The organism is Thiocapsa sp., from assembly GCF_022340925.1.
Lineage (GTDB): Bacteria > Pseudomonadota > Gammaproteobacteria > Chromatiales > Chromatiaceae > Thiocapsa.
Map to the genome: position 1 here is coordinate 23846 of NZ_JAJDNA010000062.1, position 24974 is coordinate 48819.

At 65.8% G+C, this 24974-nt stretch carries 25 protein-coding genes; 14 read left to right on the forward strand and 11 right to left on the reverse strand.

The window, feature by feature from the left end:
- Window positions 1-28: 28 nt before the first annotated feature.
- The 11 genes from pstB (LJE61_RS08060) to pstS (LJE61_RS08110) all read left to right on the forward strand — a co-directional run bounded on the left by pstB (LJE61_RS08060) (window position 29) and on the right by pstS (LJE61_RS08110) (window position 9899).
- Window positions 29-892, forward strand: coding sequence for a phosphate ABC transporter ATP-binding protein PstB (gene pstB / locus LJE61_RS08060; protein WP_296912926.1), 864 nt, complete (start codon window positions 29-31; stop codon window positions 890-892).
- The gene (locus tag LJE61_RS08065; RefSeq protein WP_296912923.1) at window positions 892-1656 is read left to right on the forward strand and encodes a PhoU domain-containing protein; all 765 of its coding nucleotides are present in this window, start codon (window positions 892-894) and stop codon (window positions 1654-1656) included. Before pstB (LJE61_RS08060) ends, LJE61_RS08065 begins: the two co-directional genes overlap by 1 nt.
- Before the next feature lie 168 nt (window positions 1657-1824).
- Window positions 1825-2112, forward strand: coding sequence for an encapsulin-associated ferritin-like protein (locus LJE61_RS08070; protein WP_296912919.1), 288 nt, complete (start codon window positions 1825-1827; stop codon window positions 2110-2112).
- Between the two features lie 180 nt (window positions 2113-2292).
- On the forward strand, window positions 2293-2595 hold the full coding sequence (locus LJE61_RS08075) for a 4a-hydroxytetrahydrobiopterin dehydratase (RefSeq protein WP_296912917.1): 303 nt from the start codon (window positions 2293-2295) through the stop codon (window positions 2593-2595).
- A gap of 396 nt (window positions 2596-2991) precedes the next feature.
- Window positions 2992-3486 carry a 6-carboxytetrahydropterin synthase gene (locus tag LJE61_RS08080; protein WP_296912915.1) on the forward strand — a complete coding sequence of 165 codons (495 nt, stop codon included), beginning with the start codon at window positions 2992-2994 and terminating at the stop codon, window positions 3484-3486.
- Entirely contained in the window at window positions 3483-4184 is a 702-nt protein-coding gene (locus LJE61_RS08085) for an SDR family NAD(P)-dependent oxidoreductase (protein WP_296918004.1), read from the forward strand. The genes LJE61_RS08080 and LJE61_RS08085 overlap by 4 nt, the downstream gene beginning before the upstream one ends.
- On the forward strand, window positions 4181-4942 hold the full coding sequence (locus LJE61_RS08090; protein ID WP_296918006.1) for an SDR family NAD(P)-dependent oxidoreductase: 762 nt from the start codon (window positions 4181-4183) through the stop codon (window positions 4940-4942). The genes LJE61_RS08085 and LJE61_RS08090 overlap by 4 nt, the downstream gene beginning before the upstream one ends.
- A gap of 223 nt (window positions 4943-5165) precedes the next feature.
- Window positions 5166-5522: a hypothetical protein gene (locus LJE61_RS08095; protein WP_296918008.1), complete on the forward strand. Its 357-nt coding sequence runs from the start codon at window positions 5166-5168 to the stop codon at window positions 5520-5522.
- Window positions 5523-5998: 476 nt separating this feature from the next.
- A complete protein-coding gene (locus LJE61_RS08100) occupies window positions 5999-8485 on the forward strand; it encodes a glycogen/starch/alpha-glucan phosphorylase (protein ID WP_296918010.1) in 2487 nt (828 codons plus the stop codon).
- Window positions 8486-8746, forward strand: a complete 261-nt coding sequence (locus tag LJE61_RS08105) for a hypothetical protein (RefSeq protein WP_296913882.1) — start codon at window positions 8486-8488, stop codon at window positions 8744-8746. It abuts the gene before it with no gap.
- Window positions 8747-8852: 106 nt separating this feature from the next.
- A complete protein-coding gene (pstS, locus tag LJE61_RS08110; protein WP_296913879.1) occupies window positions 8853-9899 on the forward strand; it encodes a phosphate ABC transporter substrate-binding protein PstS in 1047 nt (348 codons plus the stop codon).
- Between the two features lie 56 nt (window positions 9900-9955).
- Here pstS (LJE61_RS08110) and LJE61_RS08115 read toward each other — a convergent pair whose 3' ends face one another.
- From LJE61_RS08115 to LJE61_RS08160, 10 genes are all read right to left on the reverse strand, one after another.
- Window positions 9956-11977, reverse strand: a complete 2022-nt coding sequence (locus LJE61_RS08115; RefSeq protein ID WP_296918013.1) for a cyclic nucleotide-binding domain-containing protein — start codon at window positions 11975-11977, stop codon at window positions 9956-9958.
- 206 nt (window positions 11978-12183) lie between these two features.
- On the reverse strand, window positions 12184-13308 hold the full coding sequence (locus LJE61_RS08120; protein WP_296913620.1) for an AI-2E family transporter: 1125 nt from the start codon (window positions 13306-13308) through the stop codon (window positions 12184-12186).
- Between the two features lie 196 nt (window positions 13309-13504).
- Window positions 13505-14167: a hypothetical protein gene (locus LJE61_RS08125; protein WP_296913615.1), complete on the reverse strand. Its 663-nt coding sequence runs from the start codon at window positions 14165-14167 to the stop codon at window positions 13505-13507.
- Window positions 14168-14270: 103 nt separating this feature from the next.
- On the reverse strand, window positions 14271-15341 hold the full coding sequence (gene pstS, locus LJE61_RS08130) for a phosphate ABC transporter substrate-binding protein PstS (RefSeq protein ID WP_296913612.1): 1071 nt from the start codon (window positions 15339-15341) through the stop codon (window positions 14271-14273).
- A 182-nt stretch (window positions 15342-15523) separates the two neighbouring features.
- The gene (gene pstB, locus LJE61_RS08135) at window positions 15524-16351 is read right to left on the reverse strand and encodes a phosphate ABC transporter ATP-binding protein PstB (protein ID WP_296913610.1); all 828 of its coding nucleotides are present in this window, start codon (window positions 16349-16351) and stop codon (window positions 15524-15526) included.
- A 20-nt stretch (window positions 16352-16371) separates the two neighbouring features.
- On the reverse strand, window positions 16372-17262 hold the full coding sequence (pstA, locus tag LJE61_RS08140) for a phosphate ABC transporter permease PstA (RefSeq protein WP_296913608.1): 891 nt from the start codon (window positions 17260-17262) through the stop codon (window positions 16372-16374).
- Window positions 17259-18236 carry a phosphate ABC transporter permease subunit PstC gene (pstC, locus tag LJE61_RS08145; RefSeq protein ID WP_296913604.1) on the reverse strand — a complete coding sequence of 326 codons (978 nt, stop codon included), beginning with the start codon at window positions 18234-18236 and terminating at the stop codon, window positions 17259-17261. The genes pstA and pstC overlap by 4 nt, the downstream gene beginning before the upstream one ends.
- A gap of 113 nt (window positions 18237-18349) precedes the next feature.
- Window positions 18350-19405 (reverse strand): phosphate ABC transporter substrate-binding protein PstS, encoded by a 1056-nt coding sequence (gene pstS / locus LJE61_RS08150; protein WP_296918015.1) that lies wholly within the window; start codon window positions 19403-19405, stop codon window positions 18350-18352.
- A 295-nt stretch (window positions 19406-19700) separates the two neighbouring features.
- On the reverse strand, window positions 19701-20417 hold the full coding sequence (gene mtgA / locus LJE61_RS08155) for a monofunctional biosynthetic peptidoglycan transglycosylase (protein ID WP_296913598.1): 717 nt from the start codon (window positions 20415-20417) through the stop codon (window positions 19701-19703).
- A gap of 3 nt (window positions 20418-20420) precedes the next feature.
- On the reverse strand, window positions 20421-20774 hold the full coding sequence (locus LJE61_RS08160) for a LysR family transcriptional regulator (protein ID WP_296918017.1): 354 nt from the start codon (window positions 20772-20774) through the stop codon (window positions 20421-20423).
- Between the two features lie 298 nt (window positions 20775-21072).
- Here LJE61_RS08160 and LJE61_RS08165 point away from each other — a divergent pair, with 298 nt between their 5' ends.
- On the forward strand, window positions 21073-21945 hold the full coding sequence (locus LJE61_RS08165) for a pirin family protein (RefSeq protein ID WP_296913594.1): 873 nt from the start codon (window positions 21073-21075) through the stop codon (window positions 21943-21945).
- Window positions 21946-22027: 82 nt separating this feature from the next.
- Here the strand turns inward: LJE61_RS08165 and LJE61_RS08170 are convergent, their stop codons facing one another.
- Window positions 22028-22447 carry a DsrE family protein gene (locus tag LJE61_RS08170; RefSeq protein WP_296913592.1) on the reverse strand — a complete coding sequence of 140 codons (420 nt, stop codon included), beginning with the start codon at window positions 22445-22447 and terminating at the stop codon, window positions 22028-22030.
- Window positions 22448-22783: 336 nt separating this feature from the next.
- On the opposite strand from LJE61_RS08170, the gene hcp reads away from it, so the two are divergent.
- Together hcp and LJE61_RS08180 are read left to right on the forward strand one after the other, a co-directional pair.
- On the forward strand, window positions 22784-24076 hold the full coding sequence (gene hcp / locus LJE61_RS08175; RefSeq protein ID WP_296913589.1) for a hydroxylamine reductase: 1293 nt from the start codon (window positions 22784-22786) through the stop codon (window positions 24074-24076).
- A gap of 96 nt (window positions 24077-24172) precedes the next feature.
- Window positions 24173-24889, forward strand: a complete 717-nt coding sequence (locus tag LJE61_RS08180; RefSeq protein WP_296913586.1) for a Crp/Fnr family transcriptional regulator — start codon at window positions 24173-24175, stop codon at window positions 24887-24889.
- Window positions 24890-24974 lie beyond the last annotated feature (85 nt).

The window sequence follows — 24974 nt, forward strand, 5'->3', positions numbered from 1 at the left end:
CCCGCGGAACCCACATTCGAGGTCAGACATGAGCACCACGGTCGAAGAGTTGAAGCAGCGCAGCGGCGCGGTGAGCGCGAAAGAGCTGGCCGGGGATCGTGAGTCGCGTGCGACGGTTGGGGACGTGACGGTCGCGGATCCCCGTATGGTCTGTCGCGCCGTCGATGTCTGGTACGGGGACAAACAGGCCATCAATGGCGTGAGCCTGGACATCGGTAAGAACGAGGTCGTGTCGATGATCGGGCCGTCGGGTTGCGGCAAGACGACCTTTCTGCGCTGTCTCAACCGCATGAACGACACCATCGACGGCTGCCGCGTGACCGGGTCGATCACGCTGGACGGTCAGGAGATCTACGACAAGGGGCTCGACCCGGTGCCGCTGCGCGCGCGGGTCGGCATGGTGTTCCAGAAGCCCAACCCCTTTCCCAAGTCGATCTACGAGAACGTCGCCTACGGGCCGCGCATCCATGGGCTCACCAACAACCGGGCGGAGCTCGATGAGCTTGTCACCAGCAGCCTGCAGAAGGCGGGGCTCTGGGAGGAGGTCAAGGATCGCCTCGGCCAGCCTGGCACGGGGCTTTCCGGGGGGCAGCAGCAGCGCCTCTGTATCGCGCGAACCATCGCGGTCTCGCCCGAGGTGATCCTCATGGACGAGCCCTGCTCGGCGCTCGACCCGATCGCGACCGCGGTCATCGAGGAGCTCATCGACGAGCTGCGGGCCAACTACAGCATTGCCATCGTCACCCACTCGATGCAGCAGGCCGCGCGCGTCTCTCAGCGTACCGCCTATTTCCACCTCGGGGATCTGATCGAGGTCGGCGAGACCAACCAGATCTTCACCAACCCCCGGCACAAGCTGACCGAAGACTACATTACGGGGCGTTTCGGTTGATGGCCGATCAGCGCTCTTCGCCGCCGCGCGGCGACATTGCTGGCGGCCACACGGTGCGCCGTTACGACCGCGAGCTGGCGGCCCTGCGCGGCATCATCCTGGACATGGGCCAGCGGGTGATCGAGCAGACGCGCTCCGCGTTTGCTGCCTTGGTGGATGGCGAGGAGACCCAGGCCTACCGCGTGCTCGATCGGGAGCCCCAGATCAACTATCTGTCACTGGACGCCGACGAGGAGATCTTCAGGGTGATCGCGCGGCGGCAGCCGACCGCGGTTGACCTGCGGATCGTGCTCGCCCTTTCCCGCATCGCCGGGAATGTCGAGCGGGCCGGTGACAAGGCGGTGCGGATCGCCCGCCAGTCGCTCGCCATGGGCGAAAGCGGGCTCGCCCCGGGTGCCCTCCCGTCGGAGACCCTGCAGGGGCTGCTGCGCAGCCTGGAGGAACAGGCCTGCTGCATGTTCGAGCGCAGCATCCAGGCCTTGCTGGGGTTCGACGTGGAGCTCGCCCTCGGCGTCTTCGAGGACGAGCGCCTGCTGGTCGAGATAGCGGACGAGACCCGCGCCTTCCTCGGCCGCGAGGATCTCGCGGGATTCAAGCCGCGTCAGATCGTCTGCCTCTTGACGAGCTCGCACGCCCTCGAACGCATCGGGAACCACGCCTGCAATATCGCCGAGCAGATCATCTATGTGGCCGAGGGCAAGGACATCCGCTACCGCAATCGCGAGATCCTGATCGAGGCCCTGCGGCGCGATCGTACCCGCTGACCTCGGCCGTCCCGACCAAGACGGCGTGAATGATCGGCCATCCCTAGCCGGAATGCGCCGGTGCGCCGGCATTCGGCACGCGGCGGTTGTGTTTGGTCGCGTCACACCCGAGAATCGACTGGCGCGCAGCCGCGCGTTCGATGAACCAACCGATTCGGAGATGCATCTATGGCGAACGAGGGCTACCACGAGCCGGTCGACGAGTTGTCCGACGAGACCCGGGACATGCATCGGGCCATCATCTCGCTCATGGAGGAGCTCGAAGCGGTCGATTGGTATAACCAGCGGGTCGATGCCTGCAAGGACGAGGATTTGAAGGCGATCCTTGCGCACAACCGCGACGAGGAGAAGGAGCACGCCGCCATGGTGCTGGAATGGATTCGGCGGAAGGACCCCGCATTTGACAAGGAGCTCAAGGATTATCTCTTCACGGAAAAGGCGATCGCCCATCACTGAGCGGGCGAAGGTGTCATCGGGGGCGCGCAACCGGGCCTCGTGCCATCTGTGCCAGCGGTCGTTCCCTCGCGGCCGGCCGCATCCGCGCCGGCGAAGCGCCGTCGCAGGTGTGTCTCGGACGTCGGGCGGGCGTGCCGCGAGCGAATCGTCGCAATGTCTTCGGTCCCACTTGGGGGAGCCATGACCTCATCACGACTGGACTCCCGGGCCATCGAAGCGGCCCTGTCGGAGCTGAACGCAGCGGCCGCCTCTCCGTGGAGCCTGAATGGCGAAAAACTCCACAAAATTTTTCAATTCAGAGACTTCGTGGATGCTTTCGGCTTCATGAGCCGGGTTGCACTGGTGGCGGAGGCGATGAATCATCACCCCGATTGGTGCAATGTGTACAATCGGGTCCTGGTCGACCTGTCCACCCACGACGCGGGCGGCCTCACGGCCCTTGATTTCACCCTCGCCCGTCGGATGGAGGATCTGGCCGGTTAGCCGGCGTTGGGCCTGGGTCGATGGCGCCGCGTCGATGCCGGCAGTGCAGGGGCCATGCTGTCCATCCCCGCTGGGAATTCGGGACTCCGCCGCTCGGGTCGGCCCTTGCCCTCCACGTCCAGGGCGCAGCTTCCCTGCAACCCGGGCCCAAATCCATTACCGCTGCGCGGGCCGGTCCGGGCTGGCGCACCGCGATCCTTCGCCTCCTCCGGGCTCGAGCCTCACCTGGACGATGTGGAGTCTCTTCAATGCCGTGCTGCCCTGCATCCTGTCGGTCGGCCTCGCCTGGCTGGCAGGTCTCCAGGCAGTCGGCCCACGCTTGGTTTGGCTCCGGTCGACCCAAAGACTCACCGGGAGAGGGGGTCAGGTTGCCCCCGTCAAGAATCGGAGATCGTCTTGGACACCGACATCCTCACGCGGATCGAGATCAGCAAGGAGTATCTCAACTTCAGCGCCGGTCATTTCACCATCTTCTCGGGGGGCGACCGTGAAAACCTCCACGGGCACAATTTTCAGGTCCGGTGCCATGTCACGGCGGCGGTCGGCGCCGACGGCCTGGCGTTCGACTATGTCATGCTCAAGCGTGTGCTCAAGGAGCTGTGCGATGCGCTCGACGAGCGCCTCCTGCTCCCCGAGCAGTCGCCGCATCTGCGGATCGAAAGCGCGGACGGGATGGTGATCGCCTGGTTCGGCAAGGAGCGCCTCACCTTCCTGGAGCGCGACGTCTTGGTGCTGCCGATCCGCAATGTGACGATCGAAGAATTGGCCGGCCTCTTGTTGGAGCGCCTCCGGTGTCGGCCGGAGCTGGCCGGTCTGGACCTCCGCGAGATCGAGCTCGGGGTCTCGTCGGGTTCGGGACAGTGGGCGTTTTCATCCTGGGAGTCGACATGAATCTCGTCATCATCTCGGGCGCCAGCTCCGGCATCGGGCGCGCAATCGCCACGCGCTTCCTGATTGAAGGCAGCGTCGTCGTGAACATCTCGCGCCGACCCTCTCCGGAGCCGGGGATAGTGAACCTGCCGTGCGATCTGGCCCAGCCCGGCGCAGTGGACGCGCTGGCGGCGCCCCTCGGCAGCTGGCTGGCCGATGCCGATCGGGTCTGTCTGGTCCACAACGCATCCGTGATGCGTCGTGACCGGGTCGACTCCTTGCTCAGCGCCGATCTGCGGACCGTTCTCGAGCTCAACCTGGTTGCCCCCAACGGGCTGAACCAGCTGGTTCTGCCGCATATGCGTGCGGGCTCGAGCATCCTGTATATCGGCTCGACCCTGGCCGAGAAGGCGGTCCCTGGGGTCGCCAGCTACGTGATCGCCAAGCACGCATTGGCAGGCATGATGCGTGCCACGTGCCAGGATCTCGCCGGTCGTGGCATCCATTCCTGCATGATCTGTCCCGGGTTCACCGATACGGAGCAGCTCCGTGCCATGATTGGAGACAATCCCGAGACGCTGGCCGCCGTCACCTCGCTCTCTGCATTCGATCGTCTCATCGAGCCCGAGGAGATCGCCGAGACGGTCGCCTTTGCGTCGCGCGCCCCTGTGCTCAACGGCGCCCTGATCCATGCCAACCTGGGTCAGCGCGAGCGATGAATCCGGATCGGCCGCGCGTCGTCTGCATCAGCGGCGGAACATCGGGAATCGGGGCGGGGCTCGTCGGCGCATTTCTCGTGGCAGGCGATCGGGTGCGGACGTTCGGGCGCGACCCGGCCAAGGTTGCCTCCCTCTCCGAGCGGTGGGCGGAGGCGACGGGCGCAGGTGACTTGACGGCATCGGCCGGCGATGTGACCGACGGCGATTTCCGTTCGCGCCTGGTCGCGGATATCGCTCAACGGCACGGCCGACTGGATGTGCTGGTGAACAACGCGGGTGTGATCCTGGGCCAGGGGGATATCGAGGAGCCGGTCGAGGCCTGGCGGGCGACCCTGGAAACCAACCTGATTGCGCCCTTCGCCCTCATCCAGGCCTGTCTGGAGCTGCTCGAGCGCAGCCCGGACCCGGTCGTGGTCAATATCTCATCGGCCTGCGCCCAACACCCCTTTGCGACCTGCACCTCCGGCAGCTACTCGGCGAGCAAGGCCGGTCTGGACATGTTGACACGGCGCCTTGCGATGGGCCTGGCCCCGCGCGGAATCCGCGTCAACTGCGTGGCGCCCGGTGTCGTCGAATCCCCCATGTGGGGCGGGGCGGGTGACCTGATCGAGACCACCGTGACGCACCGCCATCTGCTGGGGCAACGGGCGATCGAACCCCGGGATATCGCCGAGGCCGTGCTCTTTCTCGCCTCCCCGGGCGCACGCCTGATCACCGGGGCGACCCTGAATGTCGACGCCGGTTATACGCTCGGGTAGCGGGCCCGGGGCCTTTCTCCTATCCGTCCTGCCAGCTCAACAGACTTAGACCTGAGGCTGGTCGTAATGCGACTCCATGGCTTGAAAATATGCTCGGACCTGCCCCGGACGAGGGGCAAGGAAACCAGATCCCGCTCGGCGATTTCGTCCTCAGCGAGCGGGCACTCTGCCCAGCATCGGATGGCCTGACGAGGGCGACCCAGATCGATTGGGGAGATCAATCATGATGAACACCGCTGCGTTTTCGAAGACTGCTGCCGCGCTGACGACCATCCTACTGGTCGCCGGCTGTACCCAGGAAACCCAGAACAAATTCGGGCGCTCGATCCAGAACTGGACCGGCGTGAACGGCGTTCTCGAGGTCTATGCCGGCGAGAAGCTGGTCAAGCGCTTCATCAAGATCGACAAGCTCACCACCGCCGGCGCGACACAGGGTTCCGGCTCGCGGCCCTATCGCTTCGGTTACGGCGTTCTCGACACCAATCTGAACGGCGCTCAGGACAACGGCGAGAAGCGGGTCTATTTTGAGATCAGCGACTACTCGACCAACTATGTCTTCTTCGAGGATCCGCGGTCCTGACGCGGCGATGCCGTTCCCTGCAGTTCTCCGCCGTCTTAGGGTATGCCAGACGCCGTCCTGAGCCGGTTTTCCAGCCTGGCGCCGCAGCCAATCGCGCGATTGAGCGCCGCGGTTCGCCGCTCGACAGCCCCCGCGAGTGTGGCAACGGCCGCCTGATGAGCGGTGTCGATCTCGGTCGCGCCGAACGGGAAGGCGCCCAACTGCTTCAGGTCGTCCCCGAAGCCGGTTGGCCGGACAGTCGAGCTCGTTCGTCTCTCGATTTGGGAGCTAGGATGGATCCCCCCGCGACGGTGATCCGCTCGTGGTCGGTCATCAGACGAACACATGACTGATATAAGCTGAGGTGCCGACCCTATGCTTCGGGCGGGCGGAGCATCTGCAGCGGCTCGGGTGACTGCGCCCGCTGCCGAGTCGCCGCCCGAGGTGGGACGGACTCGGAAACGGCCGATCGATTCCAGGCGAGTGAGGAGCAAGCGATGAAGACCGAGAGCGACAAGTCCGCCACTCAGCAGGAGCACACCCGGACCGGCCTGTCCAAGGAGGCGCTGAAGCGGGCCTTTGTCGACAATCTCTTCTACCTGCAGGGGCGCTTTCCGGAGGTTGCCACCTCGCACGACCTTTACATGGCGGCCGCCTACACGGTGCGCGATCGGCTGCTGGAACGCTGGGTGAAGACGGCCCGGACCTACAAGGAATCCAATGCCCGGACCGTCTGCTATCTGTCGGCGGAGTTCCTGCTCGGCCCACACCTGGTCAACAACCTGATCAACCTGGGGATCCTCGAGGCGGCGCGTGCGGCGGGTGAGGAGCTCGGCCTCGACTTCGAGGCGATCGTCGAGCAGGAGGAGGAGCCGGGGCTCGGCAACGGCGGCCTCGGGCGGCTCGCCGCCTGCTACATGGACTCGCTCGCGACGCTCCAGATCCCCGCCATCGGCTACGGGATCCGTTACGAGTTCGGCATCTTCGACCAGAGCATCGCGAACGGCTGGCAGGTCGAGGCGACCGATGCCTGGTTGAAGAACGGCAACCCCTGGGAGCTCGCGCGTCCCAAGCTGCGCTTTCCGGTGAAGCTTGGAGGCTACACCGAGATGTACCGCGACGACGGTCACCTGCGGGTGCGCTGGGTGCCCGATCTGGTGGTCAACGGCGTCGCCTACGACACGCCGATACTGGGTTACGGTGTAGAGAACGCAAACCTGCTTCGCCTCTGGAAGGCAGAGGCCTGCGAGTCGTTCGATTTTCAGGTCTTCAACACCGGCGACTACTACGGGGCCGTCAACGAGAAGATGGTCGCGGAGAACATCTCGAAGGTCCTCTACCCCAACGACGAGCCCGAGGCCGGCAAGGAGCTGCGCCTGAAGCAGCAGTTCTTCTTCGTCTCCTGCTCGCTGCAGGACATGATCCGCCTGCAGCTCGGGACCGCGGGGTCGCTGGAGGGCTTTCACGAAAAGTTCGCACTCCAGCTCAACGACACGCATCCGGCCTTGGCGGTGGCGGAGCTGATGCGCCTGCTGGTCGACGAGCATCAGATGGGCTGGGATCAAGCCTGGACGATCACCCGCCAGACCTGTGCCTACACCAACCACACCCTCCTGCCCGAAGCGCTCGAGACCTGGTCGGTGGCGCTCTTCGGTCGGCTGCTGCCACGGCACCTCGAGATCGTCTACGAGATCAACCGCCGCTTCCTCGACGAGGTGCGCATGCGGTTCCTGGCGGACGAGGCCCGGGTGGCACGCCTGTCCCTGATCGACGAGCAGCATGGCGGGCGGGTGCGTATGGCCCATCTGGCCACCGTCGGCAGCTTCGCGGTCAACGGTGTGGCCGCGATGCACTCGGATCTGGTCAGATCGACCATCCTCAAGGATTTCCATGACATCTGGCCGGAGCGCTTCCACAATGTAACCAACGGGGTCACCCCGCGTCGCTTCATGGTCGTCAGCAACCCGCGCCTGGCGGCGCTCCTCACTGACTGCTGCGGCAGCACGGACTGGGTGCGTGACCTCTCCGCCCTCAAGGCGCTCGAGACACGCGCCGACGACACCGCGTTTCAGGGGGAGTGGCGCGCGGTGAAGCGTGCCGCCAAGCAGGATCTTGCCAAGTGGTTGAGCGTACAGGCGGATGTGACGGTCGATCCGGAATCGATGTTCGACGTGCAGGCCAAGCGCATCCACGAGTACAAGCGGCAGCACCTGAACGTGCTGCACATCATTACACTGTATGAGCGTCTCAAGGCCGACCCGAACCTCGAGCTTGCCCCGCGCACCTTCATCTTTGGCGGCAAGGCGGCCCCGAGCTATTTCATGGCCAAGCTGATCGTCAAGCTCATCAACTCGGTCGGTGAGGTGATCAACGGGGACCCGCAAATCAACGGCACCCTGCGAGTCGCCTTCATGCCCGACTTCAACGTCAAGAATGGCCAGCGGCTCTATCCCGCGGCGAACCTCTCCGAGCAGGTCTCCATGGCGGGCAAGGAAGCCTCGGGGACGGGCAACATGAAGTTCTCCATGAACGGGGCGCTCACCATCGGGACCCTCGACGGGGCCAACGTGGAGATCCGCGAGGAGGTGGGCGACGAGAACTTCTTTCTGTTCGGCCTGACCGCAGAGCAGATTCATCAGCTGCAGGCCGAGGGTTACCGACCTTGGGATTTCTACCATGAAAGCCTGGAGCTGAAGTCCGCCATCGATCTGATCGACTCCGGACTCTTCTCACACGGCGACCGTGAGCTCTTCCGACCGATTACCCAAAACCTGCTTCAACACGATCCCTTCATGGTGCTGGCCGACTATCAGGCCTACGTCAGCCGCCAGACCGAGGTCGGCCACGCCTGGGGCGATCCGGCGCACTGGGACCGCATGTCGATCCTCAATGTCGCCCGGATGGGCAAGTTCTCTTCCGACCGATCCATTCGCGATTACTGTGAGCGCATATGGAAGGTCCAGCCCATGCCCGCGGAGGTTTAGATGGACACGCGGATGACACCCCTCGAGAAGGTCGAGGCGCTCTACGCGGAGCTGGTCGAGTCTTACGGGGAGGGCCGCGATCGCGAGATCCGGGCGGCATCCAAGCTGCTGATGATCGCCCTGCTGCGATTGAAGGAGCACGGGGGGTTCGGCTGGCGGGCGCTGGTCGAGGAGTACCTGACCATGTTGAGCCAGGATCCCGAGCGCTATCAGCGCATGCTCGAGGCAAACCGCGGCGGCGACAAGGAGGGCCGGACATGACCGGGGCGGGGGCTGCGGCACGCCGATTCGGTGATCGCAGCCGCGGTCTCCGCAGAGCGGTGCCGATGAGGTATCCGAAGACATCCGACAACGAGAGGAGATGACGATGCATCCGGTTCGCCTGATCCGGTCTCTTTCTGTGGCCGGTGCCACCTGGCTGCTCCTATCCCAGGCCGCGATGGCGTCGGACGTCATCAAGCTGACCGGGGCGGGTGCCAGCTTTCCCGCGCCGCTCTATCAACGGTGGTTCCGCGACTATTATCTGACGCACCCCGATGTACGCGTCGACTACCAGGCCATCGGAAGCGGCGGAGGCATCGCCGGTCTGATCGGCGGGAGGCTCGACTTTGCCGGGTCGGACCTTCCGATGACGCGTGAGGAGGCCGAGCAGGTCGAGGGAGGGGTGATCCAGATCCCCATGACGGCCGGGGCGGTGGTCTTGGCCTATAACCTGCCCGGCATCCAGGGTCTGAGACTCTCCCGCGAGGCGGTCTCGGCGATCTTTCTGGGTCGGGCCGGCCGATGGAACGACCCGGTCATTCAGGCGGCGAACCCGGGGGTCGATCTGCCCGACATGCCAATCGTCCTGGTCGCCAGGGCCGATGCAAGCGGGACCACCTATGTGATCACGCGCCATCTGAGCGCGATCAGCCCGGAGCTCGCGGAGTCGGTCGGGACGACCATGAGTCCGGCATGGCCCAAGGTCCTGCAAGAGCGTGGGGCGCTCATCCGCGGCCAGGGCAACGGCGGGGTGGCGGCCTACGTCCAGGCGGTTCCGGGGGCGATCGGGTACGTGCAGTTCGCCTATGCGCATCAGACGGGTATGCAGGTGGCGTCGGTGCAGAATCAGGCGGGAGAGTTCGTGCCTCCCAGCGGTGAGGCCTTTCGCGCCGCGGTCGAGTCTTTCCGTGCGGAGCTCGACCTGAGCCAGGTCGCCGATCCTCGCGGGGCGGGGTCCTACCCCATTCTGACCCTCTCCTGGCTGATCGCACGGCGGGACTACGACGATCAGAAGTCGGCGGCTTTGACCGACGTGATCCGTTACGCGCTGACCGAGGGCCAGGCGGTTGCCGATCTGCTCGGCTATATTCCGCTCACCGAGCAGGCGGTCCGGCTCATCCTGCAGGACCTCGAGCAGATCGACTCACGCTGAGCAAGGCAGCGCTTCCCGTTCTGATTATCGGCCAGGATAGCGGATTAATCAGCATCTTAGGACGGGGAAGGTGGGCAGGGAGCCCATGCGCGTCGGAGGACCCGGTGCTGATCGCGCGCCCCCTGGTGGTAGGACAGCCCAGGCTCGGCAGCAGCCCCAGCGGGGTGGGCCAGAGCCTGAGTGTGATCGGTTTGGGCGGCCCTCTCCTGCGAGGGCATCCCGAGTGCCCCGTGACCGGGCAGTCCCGGCGGCTCCAGGGTCTTGGCGTAGATGGCGACCAGAAAGCCGAGCAGCGTCGAGAGGCCGACACCCGATCCGCCCTTGAGATACGCCTCCGGAAGCATGGTCTCGGCGATCATGGTCAGCATCGCCCCCGCGGCGAGTCCCTGCATCAGCGCGAAGATCGCGGGGTCGGCGCCGACAAAAAGCTGACTGCCGGCCGCCGCTCCCGCCCCTGTGATGAGCATCAGGAGCGACCACATCATCACCACCCTGCCGAACGACATCCCTTGCTGTCGCATCCCGATCGAGCTGGACAGGGCCTCGGGGTAGTTGGACAGGAAGAGACCCACGAGCAGCGCGATGCCCATCGATGCCTGCATCGTGCTGGCGCCGATCACCAGAGATTCCGGGATGCCGTCCAGGGTGATGCCGAGGAAGATGGCGAGCGGGGCGCCTGCGATCTCACGATGCGCAGGGGCCATTGCGGCGGCTGCCGGGAGGGGCTGCCGGGCCGCCAGTGCACGCAGCGCCGAACGGCACCAGCGCTCGGCCTTCTCGGCCGTGAACCGCTGGCGCTCGATCAGATAGTCCTTCGCCTCGTCGCCCTCGATGAAGGCCCGGATCCGCTGGGCGAACGCCGGCGCGTTGCGCAGGAGCTCCTGGAGATCGGCCCGACGCAGCTCCCACACGGTCGTGTCTTCGGTTGCCACTGCGGTCATGGTGTGATGCGCGCCGGTCAGCAGGGACAGGGCGCCGAAGGCGTCGTTGGCGCGGATGGACTCATGAGTCCGGCGACCGGCATGCGGGTCGATCAGGCTCACCCGGCCGCGCTCGATGATGAACATCCGGCTCGCCGGCTCGTTCTGATGGAAGAAGTGCTCGCCGCGGCGATGGGCCTTGTAGAGGAGTCTGCTGAGGATCAGCTCCTGCTCCTCCGGTGGCAGCCCTTGGATGAGGGGAAAACGCCGGACGTCTGCAAGCCGTTCACGGAACAGATCGCGCTTGCGCGTGACCGGGAGCGCCGGTGGGACCCGTCCGGATGACAGCAGGGTATGCGCCGCCTGGTCCAGCCAGGCCTGCGCCGCCCCCGGATCCATGCCCTGGCGCGCCACCAGGTACTCGGTGATCCGCTCGCTGCGCAGCAGCCGATGCACGCGCTGGTTTAGCTCCGGGGAATTGCGCACCAGCGAGTCGATGGCGGCCTTGGGGATCACCCACAGGGAGACATCGGTGGCGGCGACCGCAGCCTCGCTGGTCGGTGCCCCCGTAATGCACGACAGCCAACCGAATGCCTCGTTGCGTCGGATCCGCTCGACCGGTTTCGTCGTGTCGGAGGGGTCGTAGAGCTCCACCTCGCCCGAGGCAATGACATAGAGCGCATCCGCCGGGTCGCCGGTCTGGTAGATGCTGGCGCCCCGTGCCAGCTCGAGGTTGCGCACGGAGGGGGCGAGTGCCTTGTACTCCCAGCGGGTCAGGTCGCGAAGCAGGTCCGCGCGGCCGATCTGACCGGCGATGTGCTTGACGCGGCGATACTCCTGCCGGCGTAGGTGATGGAGGGTCGTGGAGGTCTTGCGCAGGAACCCGCCGAAGTCGTTGACCACCTGGTTTAGACCCACGAAGAGGACGCCCCCCGACAGGGCGCCGAGGGCCAGGGCGTTGAAGTGGCCGGAATCCAGCGCGGATCCCACGAGATCGATGGTCAGCGCCGCGAGCAGGGCGCCGCCGCCGAAGGCCATGAGCATGGCCGTCGTGCGGTCTCCCGGCGTCCAGAACCGGGTCGTCAGCGCGCCCAGCGGGAGCGAGCAGGCGCTGAGGATGCCCATCCAAAAGGCGGTCCAGGCGATTGATTCGGGCATGGCTCTCGTTCCCGGGCCGCGAGCGGACAACGGCGCCCGAGCGGGTGCAGCGGAATAGGTGCGAGGGCGGGCGACCGTTCGCCGGCAGGACCCGGCTGCGGGCCGGCCTTCGGCGCCCGGATCGAAGCCCAACTCGCGCCCGGCGGGCCCAAACCGTGGCTCGCGGGGGACGTCGCCCGGTGACGCCGGTTTCGGTCACCCTGCCTTCAGACGTCAGGCCCCGCATCCGCCCCGCCTTGACGGGCGGGAGCGCCGGCGGACGAACCCGCCTCTGCCCCCTCGGCAGCCGGCAAGCCGTCACCTTCGATCGCCGGTCCGAGCAGGATGGCAAGGGGGCGGGTATGCGGGCTGGCGTCCAGTGCGATGATCAGGGCGGTGGTGAGCGGAACCGCCAGGAACATGCCCACCGTGCCGAACATCCAGCCCCAGAACAGCAGGGCGACGAAGACCGCCAGGGTGGAGATGCCGAGTCCCTTCCCCATGATCCTCGGCTCGAGCACATTGCCGATGACGGTATTGATCACCAGGTAGCCGGCCGCGACCAGCAGGGCCGTCGTCAGGTCGGTCTGAACCAGCGCGAGCAGGACCGGCGGAATCATCATGACGATGTTGCCGACGACGGGCACGAAGTTGAGGAAGAAGGCGAGCACGACCCAGAGGGCGGCGAAATCGATCCCCAGAAACCACAGCCAGACCCACACGCACAGGGCAACGCACAGGCTGGTCAGGGTCTTGATCAGCATGTAGCGCCGGATCGACACCAGCATCCTGAGCAGACGCGCCTCGCCCGCCTCGGACAGATGGAACGCGGCCTTGAGCTTCGCCTGCAGGGTGCTCACCTCGAGCAGGATGAAGACCACCGCGAGCACCACCAGCAGGCCGGTCGCGAAGAACCCGCTGGCATTGGAGAGGATCAGGCGCACGCCCACGGCCACCTTGCCCGGATCCAGGAGATCTGGGATGGCCTCGCGGGAGCCACCCACCCCGGCGGTCTCGAGCCATCCGCCGAGCTGGTCGCTGAGCAGCATGAAGCGCTCCTGATAGGTGGGGAGGCTGTCGCGGAATCCTTCCAGCGCCCCGGTGGTGACCAGGGCGAGCAGGCTACCGATATCGAGCATCACGAAGATGATCAGGGCCAGGGCGCCCCACTTGGGCACGCCGCGCCGGCGCATCCAACGCAACGCGGGGGTGGCGATGACGGCGATGAAGACCGCCAGCAGCAGCGGGACGAGGACCGGCGCGGCCGCCTTTGCCAGGGTCAGGACCAGTGCGAGCGCACCGGCGACGATCAGCCCGCGTGCGATCGGGGTGAAACCGGAGAGCGCGCTCATCATCTCGGGGTCGCCTCGATCTTCTGCAGCTCTGAGCTTGATGCAATGGTAGCCCCGGCCAGAAGCACGGACAAGACGCGTCTGCAATGCCCCTCGGTCGAGGGCCGGCCCCCGCACCATCGACGCGGGTTGACCCCCCTCGCGCCCGGGGGTGGCGATGCAGTGCTCCAGCGCCGCCGGCTCGCCGCCCGGTCCGTCAGGCCGCCCTGGTGAGGTAACGCCTGGCCCCGTTCTCCCGCAGCAGCTTTGCAAAGCGCTTCTTGAGCTTCGGGAGTCCGATCAGCATGCTCAGGCCGTGTCGCCGGGTGTCTTTCGCCAGGCTCGAGGGGTCGAAGTAGGCCTTGGCGTTCTCCACCGAAAGGACGAAGGGCGGCTGGCCTTCGCGAGCCAGGATGTAGCTCATGACGAGCGCGCCGGTGCGGTGGTTCCCCTCGATGTAGAGCTGTGGCTGACTCAGGATGTGGATGTAGGCCCCCGCCGCGCGATACCAGACCTTTTCGTCCTGGTGACGCTGCAGCCAGTCCATCAGCGCGCCGATCCCGCCGCCTTCGTTCTCGTAGAAGTGGCGTTCGGTGGAGGCGATGTGGGCGGCGAACTCCGCGCGCCTGCATGCATCGGTCCCGCAGAGGACGAGCGCGTTGAGCTCCAGCAGCCATCGCGAGTGCCCCATCTCGAACGGATTCAATCCGCTTGCCAGGGCGTCGTCGACCAGGCGGTAACCGGCCATCATGTTGCTGAGGACCCCATCGGTCATGGCATCCCGGGGCGTCGTCAAGGTCCGGTTGATGCGGTCGAAGTCTGTCTGGACGGCGCGGAGCGAAGACTGGATCGCCGGAAGATTGAGACGCAACGGGTCCATCTGAGCATCGCTGGAATTGGAACGGCCGATCGGGACTCGGAGCCCTGGTCGGCAAAGCCGGCCGCAGTCGCGGGTCGCTCGGGGACCGCCGCCACGGCGGAGACTATTGGATGTCCGCGACGGCGCGCGTCGCCGCCGCGGCGATGTTGTCCGGGAGCGGAATATAGCCCATCTCCTCCGCGATCGGCTGTCCCTGGTTCAGCCCCCAGGTCACGGCTGCCTTGAGTGCCGCCGCCTTCTCAGGCTCGGGGTATACCCCGTAGAGCAGGAGCCAGGAGAGCGTCACGATGGGATAGGACTCCGGCCCCGGGGGGTCTGGGACGAACAGGCGCAGGTTCTCAGGCAGATCCGCCGCCGCAGCCGCGGCGAGCGCCGCCTGTCCGCTGCCCGCACCCGGCTTGACGAAATCGCCGTCGCGATTCTCCAGGGACGCGACCGGCAGGCCCAGGCGCTTCGCGAAGCCGTATTCCATATAGCCAATCGAGCCGAGGCTGATCTTGACCTTTTGGGCCACCCCCTCGTTGCCGACTCCTGTCATGGCACCGCCGGGCCAGTCGATCTGGGTTCCGGTGCCCGGGCCGTCCCGCCAGTCCAGGCTGACGGCGCTGAGGTGGTTGGTGAAGGCGAACGTCGTGCCGGACCCGTCACGGCGCACGACGGGCTGGATGAGCTTCGACGGCAGGACCAGGTCGGGGTTGGCCGCAACCAGGCGGGGGTCGTCCCAGCGCCAGACCTTGCCCAGGAAGATATCCACATAGACGTCGCGCGGCAGTCGCAGCTCCCCCTCGACGCCAGGCAGATTGTAGGCGAGGACCACCATGCCCGCGGTCGTCGGGATCAGATTGACGCCGCGCGACACCTGCGCGATCTGCTCGTCCGTCATCGCCGCGTCGCTGCCTCCGAAGTCGACCGCCCCGGCGATGAAGCGCTTGATGCCCTCACCGCTGCCAACCCCCTCGTAGCTGAAGGAGACGTCGGGCCGCTCCTCGCCGTACCGGCGCATCCATGCCACGTACAAGGGCTCGGGGAAGGTGGCCCCCGCCCCCGAGATGCGCAGCCTGGCCTCCATGTGCCCCCCTGATTCCGGGGATTCGGATTCACCGCCGCAAGCGGTCAAGCCAACCGAGACCAGCACCGCCAAAGCGACGCGGGTGACCCCAGGAAACCTTCTCATGGCCCGTCCTCGTAGACTGAGTGTTCGTGCGCCGGCATCTCTCCAGCCGCCTCCCTGAGGGAGCGGCGGGGCAGGGAGACCCGCCGTTTACAGTGGCCCGAGCCGCTGTAAAGGAGAGGGGAAGCCGCGTTTTCGCTTCCCGTGCCGATTCTTGGCCAGGATGCCAATGAATCAGCGTTTCCTCAGCTGAACTCGCCCGCGACGTACTGCTTGGTGAGCTGTTCCTGCGGATCCTCGAAGATCTGCTTGGTCTCGCCCATCTCCACCAGATAGCCGGTGCGGCCGCCGGCGGAGATGTCCACGCCGAAGAAGGCGGTCGTGTCGGCGACGCGCATCGCCTGCTGCATGTTGTGCGTGACCAGGGCCACCGTGTAGCGTTCCTTGAGCTCGAGCATCAGCTCCTCGACCTGCCGCGTGGCGATGGGGTCCAGGGCCGAGCAGGGCTCGTCCATCAGCAGCACATCCGGCTCGGTTGCGATGGCCCGGGCGATGCAGAGGCGTTGCTGCTGACCGCCGGACAGGGACAGGCCGCTGTTGCTCAGCTTGTCCTTGACCTCGTTCCAGAGTGCGGACCGCTCCAGGGCCTTCTGCACGCGCTCGTCCATGTCGCCCTTGAATCGATTGAGTCGGAGTCCGAAGGCGACATTGTCATAGATGCTCATGGAGAAGGGGTTCGGCTGCTGGAAGACCATACCGATGTAGCGGCGGACCACCACCGGATCGACCTTCTTTCCGTAGACGTCCTGCCCGTGGTATTTCACGTGCCCCTCGAACCGGAAGGTCGGGATCAGGTCGTTCATGCGATTCAGGCTGCGCAGCACCGTGCTCTTCCCGCAGCCCGACGGACCGATGAAGCCCGTGATCTTGCCCTTCTCGATCGGCAGGCGACTGTCGCGGACCGCGAGGAAGTCACCGTAGAAGACCTTCTTGAGATCGCAGTCGATCACCGCGTCGGCGACCGGGGAAAAGGCCGCCGCGCTCGATGTCACTGCTTCAGCGGTTGCGCTCATAGCTCACACCTCGGGATGGGTTACACCTTGGACCGACCGATCAGGCGCGCCAGGATATTGAAGACGAGTACGATCAGGACGAGCACCAGGGATGCAGCCCAGGCAAGCTCGATCTGGTTGTCGAAGGGCATGGCGGAGAAGTTGTAGATGAGGATCGAGAGGGAGGCGGTCGGCTCCATGAGCTCGGTCATGAAGTAATTGCTGAACAGCGCCGTGAACAGGAGCGGGGCGGATTCGCCAGCCGCGCCGGCCACCGCCAGCATGATCCCCGTCAGGATGCCGGGCAGGCCGGTCGGCAGGACCACCTTCCAGATCACCTGACTGCGGGTGCAGCCCATGCCGAAGGCGGCGTCGGTCATCTTCTGGGGGACCTGCTTCATCGCCTCCTCGGCGGCCAGCACGACCGTTGGGAGCATCAGCACGGCCAGGGCAACACCGCCGGCGAGCGCCGAGTAGCCGAATGAGATCACCAGCACGGCATAGGTGAAGACCCCCGCCAGGATCGAGGGAAAGCCGGTCAGCGTCTTGGCCACGAAGCGCGCCACGCTGGACAGCCGGCTATGGGGGTCCAACACGGCGAGATAGACGGCCGCGAGGAGACCGAGCGGCACGCTGATGGCCGTCGCGATGGCGACCATCACGAGTGTGCCGATGATCGCATTGGCAAAACCGCCCCCCATCTCGAAGCCGGCCGGCGGGAGCGAGGTCAGGGCCTCGAGGTCGAGGCGGGCGCCGCCCTGCATCACCAGCATGACGATGACCGAGAAGAGCGGGATGCTGCCCAGGATGGCGATGAGCCAGGTCAGGCCGGTGAGCAGCCCGCTCTTCATGGCGCGCAGCTCGAATGGCTGGCGCTCCAGCCGCATCACGGGCGCTGCTTGTGCCGTCGAGCTCAGGTCGATGTCGCTCATGTCTTGCCCTCGAATTTGCGGACCGTGTACTGCTGAATGGCGAGCCCGGCGATGTTGACGATGAGGGTGATCACCAACAGCACGACGGCGGCATACATGAGCGCCTGCACCTCGACCTGGCCGGCCTCGGGAAAGCTCGACGCGAGCAGCGAGGCCAGGGTATTGGCTGGGGCGAACAGTGACAGGTTGATCTGGTTGCTGTTGCCGATCAGCATCGCCAGGGCCATGGTCTCTCCGAGCGCCCGCCCGAACCCAAGGACCAGGGCTGCGAGGATGCCGGAGGAGGCGGTCGGCAGCATGACCTTGAGGATGGCCTCCCAGCGGGTCGTGCCCATCCCGTAGGCGGCCTCTTTGACCTTGTAGGGGATGCGCCGGAAGGCGTCGACCGAGATGGCCGCGACCGTCGGCAGGATCATGATGGCGAGCACCAGCGCCGCGGGCGCGAGGCCGGGACCGCTCAGCTCGGTCCCGAACAGCGGGATGAACCCGAGGTGCTGATGCAGCCACTCGGCGCCCGGTCGCAGCAGCGGGATCACCACATAGATGCCCCAGAGCCCGTAGACCACCGAGGGGATGGCGGCCAGAAGCTCGACGATCGTCCGGAAGACCGCCGCGAGCCGCGCATGGATGAAATCCTGCGTGAGAAAGATGGCGATGGCGACGCCGAAGACGCCGCCCAGGACGAGGGCCAACAAGGAGCTGTAGAGGGTGCCCCAGATCTCAGGCAGGACGCCGAACTCCTCCTGGCTGACGTTCCAGCTCGTGCCCGAGACGAACCCCAGACCATGCTGCGCCATCGCCGGGACTGCCAGGCCGCCGATCTCCCACAGGATGTAGAGGATCAGGACGACGATGAGGGCCGCGCAGGTGAGGGCGACTGTGCGAAAGACGGAATCGGCGAGATAGTCGCCTCCGGAGGGCGGACCGGAGACCGTGCTCGCCGATGCGGCGTTCTTGAAAGGATTCGAGGCCATAGTTCGGGTCTGCCGTCGAAAGACTGTTGAGTGACCTGGCGGTCTGCCAAAAACACGCTCTCGGGCGTGTCGCCCGAGAGCGCAAACAGTACCACCTCAACGAGCCGCGGTCTTCACTGGATCTTCTGCGAGACCTCGCGGACCGTCTCCACGACGTTGGCCGGCAGCGGGATGTAGCCCATGGCGTCCGCGCTCTGCTGGCCCTTGGTCAGGCAATATTCGACGAGATCGCGAGCGACCTGCGCCTTCTCGGCGTCCTGCGTCTCAGGGAAGATGAGCCAGGTGAAGGTGGCGATCGGGTAGGCCTTCTCGCCTTCAGGGTCGTAGATCCAGGCGCGCAGATCGGGGACGTCCGAGCCGGGCAGGTTGCCTGAGGGGAACTCGGCACTGGCCAGGGCGGCTGCGCCGGACTCGGGGCCTGGCGCAACGAAAGCGCCGGACTGGTTCTCGAGCATGGCGACGGGGGCCTTGGTCAGCTTGGCGAAACCATACTCGACATAGCCGATGGCCCCGGGGGTCTGCTTGACGGTGGCGGTCACGCCATCATTCTTCGGTGCCTTGACGAACTTATCGCTCTTCGGCCACTGCGGGGACTTGCCCTGGCCGACGCTGTCCTTGAAGCCGTCGTCGACGGCCGCCAGGTGACCGGTGAAGACATAGGTCGTCCCGGACGAGTCGGAGCGGACCACGACGGTGATGTCCTCATCGGGGAGATCGACGCCGGGGTTGGCCTCGGCGATCTTGGGGTCGTTCCACCTGGTGATCTCGCCCGTGAAGATGGCGGGATAGACCGCCCGCGGCAGCTTGAGCTCCTCGACCCCTTTGAGGTTATAGGTGAGGACGATCTCGCCGGCGGTCATGGGCAGCAGCACGGCGCCGCTCTTCACCTGACCGATCTCCTCGTCACTCATCGCGGCGTCGCTCCCGGCGAAGTCGACGACCTGGTTGATGAAGTCCTGGATGCCGGCCCCGCTCCCCTTGGACTGATAGTCGACACGCACGCCCTTGTTGGCGGCGCTGAAGTCCTTGAACCATTTCGCATAGATGGGTTGGGGGAAGCTCGCGCCGGAGCCGATGAGCTTGACATCGGCGAACGCAGCCGGGGAGAAGGCAACGGCGGAGAGGCAGCCCGAAAGGACAGCAGTGCTCAACAACGATGAGATTCGCATGCTCTAAGGTTCTCCGATGGGGTTGGTGCGGTGGGAAAGAGCCGGTTGGCGGGCAGATTATCCCGTACCTGCCCGGTCAATCATGTGACGGTTTCATGATGCTTGCGTGACGGCAGCGGCAGACCGAGCGCTTGCGCCCGTGCCAGGACAATGACGAGTATCGGCCTCCAAGCGTGGGAGAAAACAGCGACCTGCGAGGTACGATCTTGTGCGAGCGCGATCCCCGGGAGATGTCATCGCGATCGGCTTCGGTGGTGGTGTTGCCGACCACATCGGGACGCGATGGCGCGCGGGGCTACAGCGCGTTGAGGTAGGCGATACCGCCGAGCCGGCTCATCTGGCCCCGGATCCAGGCTTCGCGGCGCCGCACCGATGTCGATGGGGCATCCAGGCGATAGACGTTCGGGTTCGGCAGCACGGCTGCGATCAGGGCAGCGTCCTGTGCGTCCAATGCGACCACGGGCCGATCGAAATAGCGCCAGCTCGCGGCGCCTACGCCGAAGGTATCCGGACCGAGCTGGGCGATGTTCAGGTAGACCTCCAGGATCCGCTCCTTCGACCAAAGGCCCTCGATCAAAAGGGTGAACCAGGCCTCCAGACCCTTGCGCAGCGGGTCGCGGCCGGACCAGAGGAAGAGATTCTTCGCCGTCTGCTGGGTGATGGTGCTGGCCCCGCGCAGCCGTCCGCCCTCGAGATGCTGCTGCAGTGCCCGGCGGATCTCGACCGCGTCGAACCCGCGGTGCCGCGGAAAGCGCTGGTCTTCGGCAGCGATGACAGCGAGCTTGACCGCCGGGGGAATGGACGACCAATCGGTCCATTCGTGATGGACCTCGGGCGCGCGGCCGGACGCAAGTCGGCCGGCGACCCAGTGCTCGATCATGAAGGCGGAGGTCGGGGGATCCACCCAGCGAAACAGGCCCACCAGGAGCGCCGACGCCGACATGCAGACCGCCATTGCGATCGCGACCCTGTGCATCAGTGTGCCGGTGCGACGCTTGCGCTTGGCTGCCATGGTTCAGGCGGCTCCAGACCCGGCGCCGGTCGGAGCCCCTTCCCAGCGCGCGCTGCCGTCGCTCAGGGTCCAGCCTGTCGGCATGCCGTCTCGTCCGAGCAGTCTCAGGATCGCGTGCCGGTGGAGCTCGTCCGGCGTCAGCGGAATGCCCCGCTCGTTCAGATAGGCCGGCGCGGCATAGAGCCCGATTGGGAAGATCGCGAGACGGCGTGCGGCGAGCAAGGCATCGTCGGGCAGCGCAATGCGTCGTGAGAGCGTGGATTTGGGGAGCCCGACGCGCTCGGCGGCGCGGCTGAAGCCGCCGGCATCAGCGACAGACGCGAAGAGCAACAGGTCGTTGGGCTCGAACTGTTCCATGGGTGGGACAATGTTATCCAAAACGGCCGCTTTCATCGCGTCTTCGACGTCAATAGATTCGCGACAGGTCACGATCACTGTCGCGGCGGATCTTGAGGCGGCCTTCACCTCAGTCGAGGCGCCCGGGGATTGGGGCCGCAACCGGCTTGAGCCGGCCTGTGGGCCGGTTCGGGCCATACCTCGCCAGCGACGTGAGCCCTTGGGGGACGCCGGTCGGTGGCCTTATTTCGAGCCTGCGCGATTGATGAATTCCAATGTGCATCGGGCCGAGCGCTCATTCGATGCAGGAGTGATCAAGATGACGAGCCCAGTCTCCCATACCGAGTCGGTCAATCGGTCCCGCGCCGTCGAGCAACTGGTCATCGGGCAGGCGACCTCCGACGGCGCCGGCGTGACCCTGACCCGCGTCCTTACCCAGCCGCTGCAGCAACGCCTCGACCCCTTCCTGATGCTCGACGCCTTCGGCAGCGACGACCCGGATGACTATATCGCCGGGTTTCCCGACCACCCGCACCGCGGCTTCGAGACCGTCACCTACATGGTCGCCGGACGCCTGCTGCATCGCGACAGCGCTGGCCATGAGGGTCTGATCGAGACCGGCGGCGTGCAGTGGATGACGGCCGGGCGCGGGCTGATCCATGCCGAGATCCCGCAGCAGAGGGACGGGCGCATGGAAGGCTTCCAACTTTGGCTGAACCTGCCGGCCCGCGACAAGATGAGGGCACCCTGGTATCGCAACTTCACGGCACCCGAGCTCCCAAGTCTTTTGACCGAGGATCGGGCGAGGGTGACCGTGATTGCGGGTGTGAGCCGGGCCGTGACGGGCGCGGTGACGCGGGAGACCACGGCCCCGCTGTTCCTGGACCTGCATCTGCCGGCAGGCGCGCGCTTCGCGCAAGCGCTGCCGCCCGAGCACAACGCCTTCGTCTATGTCTACCGCGGTCAGATCGAGATCGCCGGCCAATCCGTTCCGGCCCAACGCATGGCGATCCTCGCAAACGACCCGGTCGCCGACGGTGTGGTGGTCGAGGCGAGTGTGGACGCACGTGTCTTGCTGATCGCCGGCCGGCCGCTGCGCGAGCCGATCGCCCAATACGGTCCCTTCGTCATGACCACGGCTGAAGAGATCCGCCAGGCGGTGCGCGACTTCAATGCCGGACGTCTCGCCTGAGTCGCCTGCAGGCTCGAACGCGCGGTGCGTGCCGGTCCGTTCCTCAATCCGGCTTCACGCCCCGCGCCACGCCGGTCGTTCCTCACCAGGTCAAGGTCTGCGTGTCATCCTTGAACAGCGCACCGCCTGTGAGGTCGGGGTTTCCGACCTCGAGTCCCGGGATCAGATCGCCGGCGCCGACGCCATAGTGCTTCATGCACATGGGGCAGATCAGGACCTGCGCGCCTTTGTCCATCAAGGTCGCCAGGTCCACCTGATGTGAGCCGAAGGTCGAGGCATTCTGTTTCGCGCCGATGAAGACACCCTTGTCGTTGAGGAAGATGGTCAAGGGGTGCCCGCGCTCGAATTGGTTGCGTCCGAACGTGATGGCCATGTTGGCGCGATGCGGGTCATCGGTCGTGAGATTGATGAAGAGCGGATCAGCGTCGCCCGCCACGGTGGGGGCGAGGGCATTGCCGGCGACGAGCAGGGCGGCGCACAGCAGCGTAGGCAAGAGCTTCATGGAGATCACCCGAAGAGATGGCGGCCGACCCTCTGCCGGCGCCCGGCCCTGAGACTCTAAGACCAAGGTGCGGCGAGCCGCAACCGTGTCTTGCCATTCTTGCCGGGTTCGACGGTTCCGACCGCTCGGAGCCGCCTGACCGGTTTCCGCAGTCGTTCGTTCTGGAACCTGACCTGGATCAGGTTCGATCCGTGCCGGTTTGACCCGGATCAAGGCCAGCCCCTTCCCGCCGAACCAGACTCCCGCTCGCGGACCGCCGGGTGTCCCGACACTCGCCGATGGGAGAAGCGGGTTGTCCACACCGATCGACAGACGAACCCGAACAAAGGGGCCAACATGTATTGCAACCAATGCGAACAGACCTTTCGTCAAAGCGCCTGCGTCAACTCGCCGGGGACCTGCGGAAAGGACGAGGATGTCCAGTCCTTACAGGAGACCTTGCTCTTCGGTCTCAAAGGGATGGCCGCCTACGCCCATCATGCGAGGCGCCTCGGTAGATATGACGAGCAGGTGTCGGCCTTCATCGAGGAGGCCCTGTTCGCGACCATGACCAACGTCAACTTCGACCTGGAAACCCTCCTCGGCTACTGTCTGACATGCGGGGAGATGAACCTGCGCGTGATGCAATTGCTGGACGAAGCCCACATGCAGGCCTTTGGTCGGCCGCAGCCGACGCGGGTCCGGGAGGGTACACGCGCCGGGCCCGGGATCCTGGTCACCGGTCATGATCTGCTGGATCTCTGGACGCTCCTGGAGCAGGTCGAGGGCAGCGAGATCAAGGTCTACACGCATGGCGAGATGCTGCCGGCTCATATGTACACCGGCTTTCAGCAGCATCCCAACCTGGCCGGGCACTTCGGCGGTGCATGGCAGGACCAGAAGAAGGAGTTCGCGGCCTTCCCGGGACCTCTCGTCGGCACGACCAACTGTGTGTTGATTCCGCCGGAGACCTATCGCGACCGGCTGTTCACCACCAACGCGGTCGCGATGCCAGGGGGGCGCCGCATCACGGAAGGCGACTTTGCACCGGTGATTGCAGCCGCCCGCGCCTGCCCCCCTTGTCCGGAGCAGCAGACCGGTGAGTCGACGGTGGGATTCCATCGGACCGTCCTGCTCGAACAGGCCGCGACCATCGTCGAGGCCGTGCAGGCCGGCAAGATCAGCCGGTTCTTCGTGATCGGCGGTTGCGACGGCGCGGAGAAGGGGCGCAACTATTTCAGCGACTATGCCCAGGCGACACCGCCGGATTCTTTCATCATGACCCTGGGCTGCGGCAAGTTCCGCATCCGCGACCACGACTACGGTGAGCATCTGGGGCTGCCGCGGCTGCTTGACATGGGCCAGTGCAATGACGCCTACGGTGCGATTGCCGTTGCCGCGGCGCTGGCCGAGGCCTTCGACTGCGATATCGACGCGCTGCCGCTTACCCTGGTGATCAGTTGGTTCGAGCAGAAGGCCGTGGCGGTGCTTCTGACCTTGCTGCATCTGGGCGTGAGGGGCATCACCCTGGGTCCCAATCCGCCCGCCTTCATCACGCCGAACATCCTTCGGCTGCTGCAGGAGACCTACGATCTGCGTCTGAGCGGTGGCGATGCACACCGGGACCTCCGCGTCGCCATGGCCCGATGACTCGGGCGGTTGACAGGACCGGTCTCGTCGGTCGACTCTGGACCCCGATCTCCCGCCGGCGCAGTGGATCGGCGTCAAGTCCGACAGGCTGCTAGGATGATACAGGAGCTGAAGACGGCACCCCTACTGGTCCATCTGAGGAGCGAGCAGCTGGAGCGCGTCAGCCGACACGCCGAGCGCGTCGTCCTCGGCGCCGATCAGCTCTTGTTCAGCCAGGGCGACCTCGCGGGGCGTTTCTATCTGGTCCTGCGGGGTCAGATTCAGCTCTTTCGGCTCTCGACGGGCGGGGCGGTGAAGGTCATCGAGCTGGTGTCAGCGGGCCAGACCTTTGCCGAGGCACTCATGTTTCTCAACACACCGCGCTATCCGGTCTGTGCCGCGGCGCTGACGCCGGCGGAGCTGCTGAGTATCGATTCGAGCGATTTCGCCGCGATGTTGCGCGAGTCCGTCGATACCTGTTTCGTCATGCTCGGGGCGCTGAGCCAGCGTTTGCGTGGTCTGATCGGTGAGATCGACAACCTGACCATGCACAGCGCGAGCAGTCGGGTCGCCCGTTATCTGCTGGCCAAGAGCCAGCCGGATCGGCGCTCGGTCAGGCTGGATGTCCGCAAGGGTGTGCTGGCATCCCGCCTCTCGATCCAGCCCGAGACCTTCTCCCGGGTCGTCAAAGATCTCGGTGGACGCGGCATCATCGATCTGCGCGGCTCGCATGTGACGATTCTCGATCGCGCGGCGCTCGCCGAGGTGGCGGGGGTGGCGGACAACATGGATCTGGGGCCGCTTCCCGACGGGTTGCCGGAGCCGCGGGCGTGACCGGGAGGCTTGACCTCGATCACGGCCACACGCGATGAACCCGGGTCCCCGTATCACGCGTGAGAAGAAGACCATCGCCGCGATG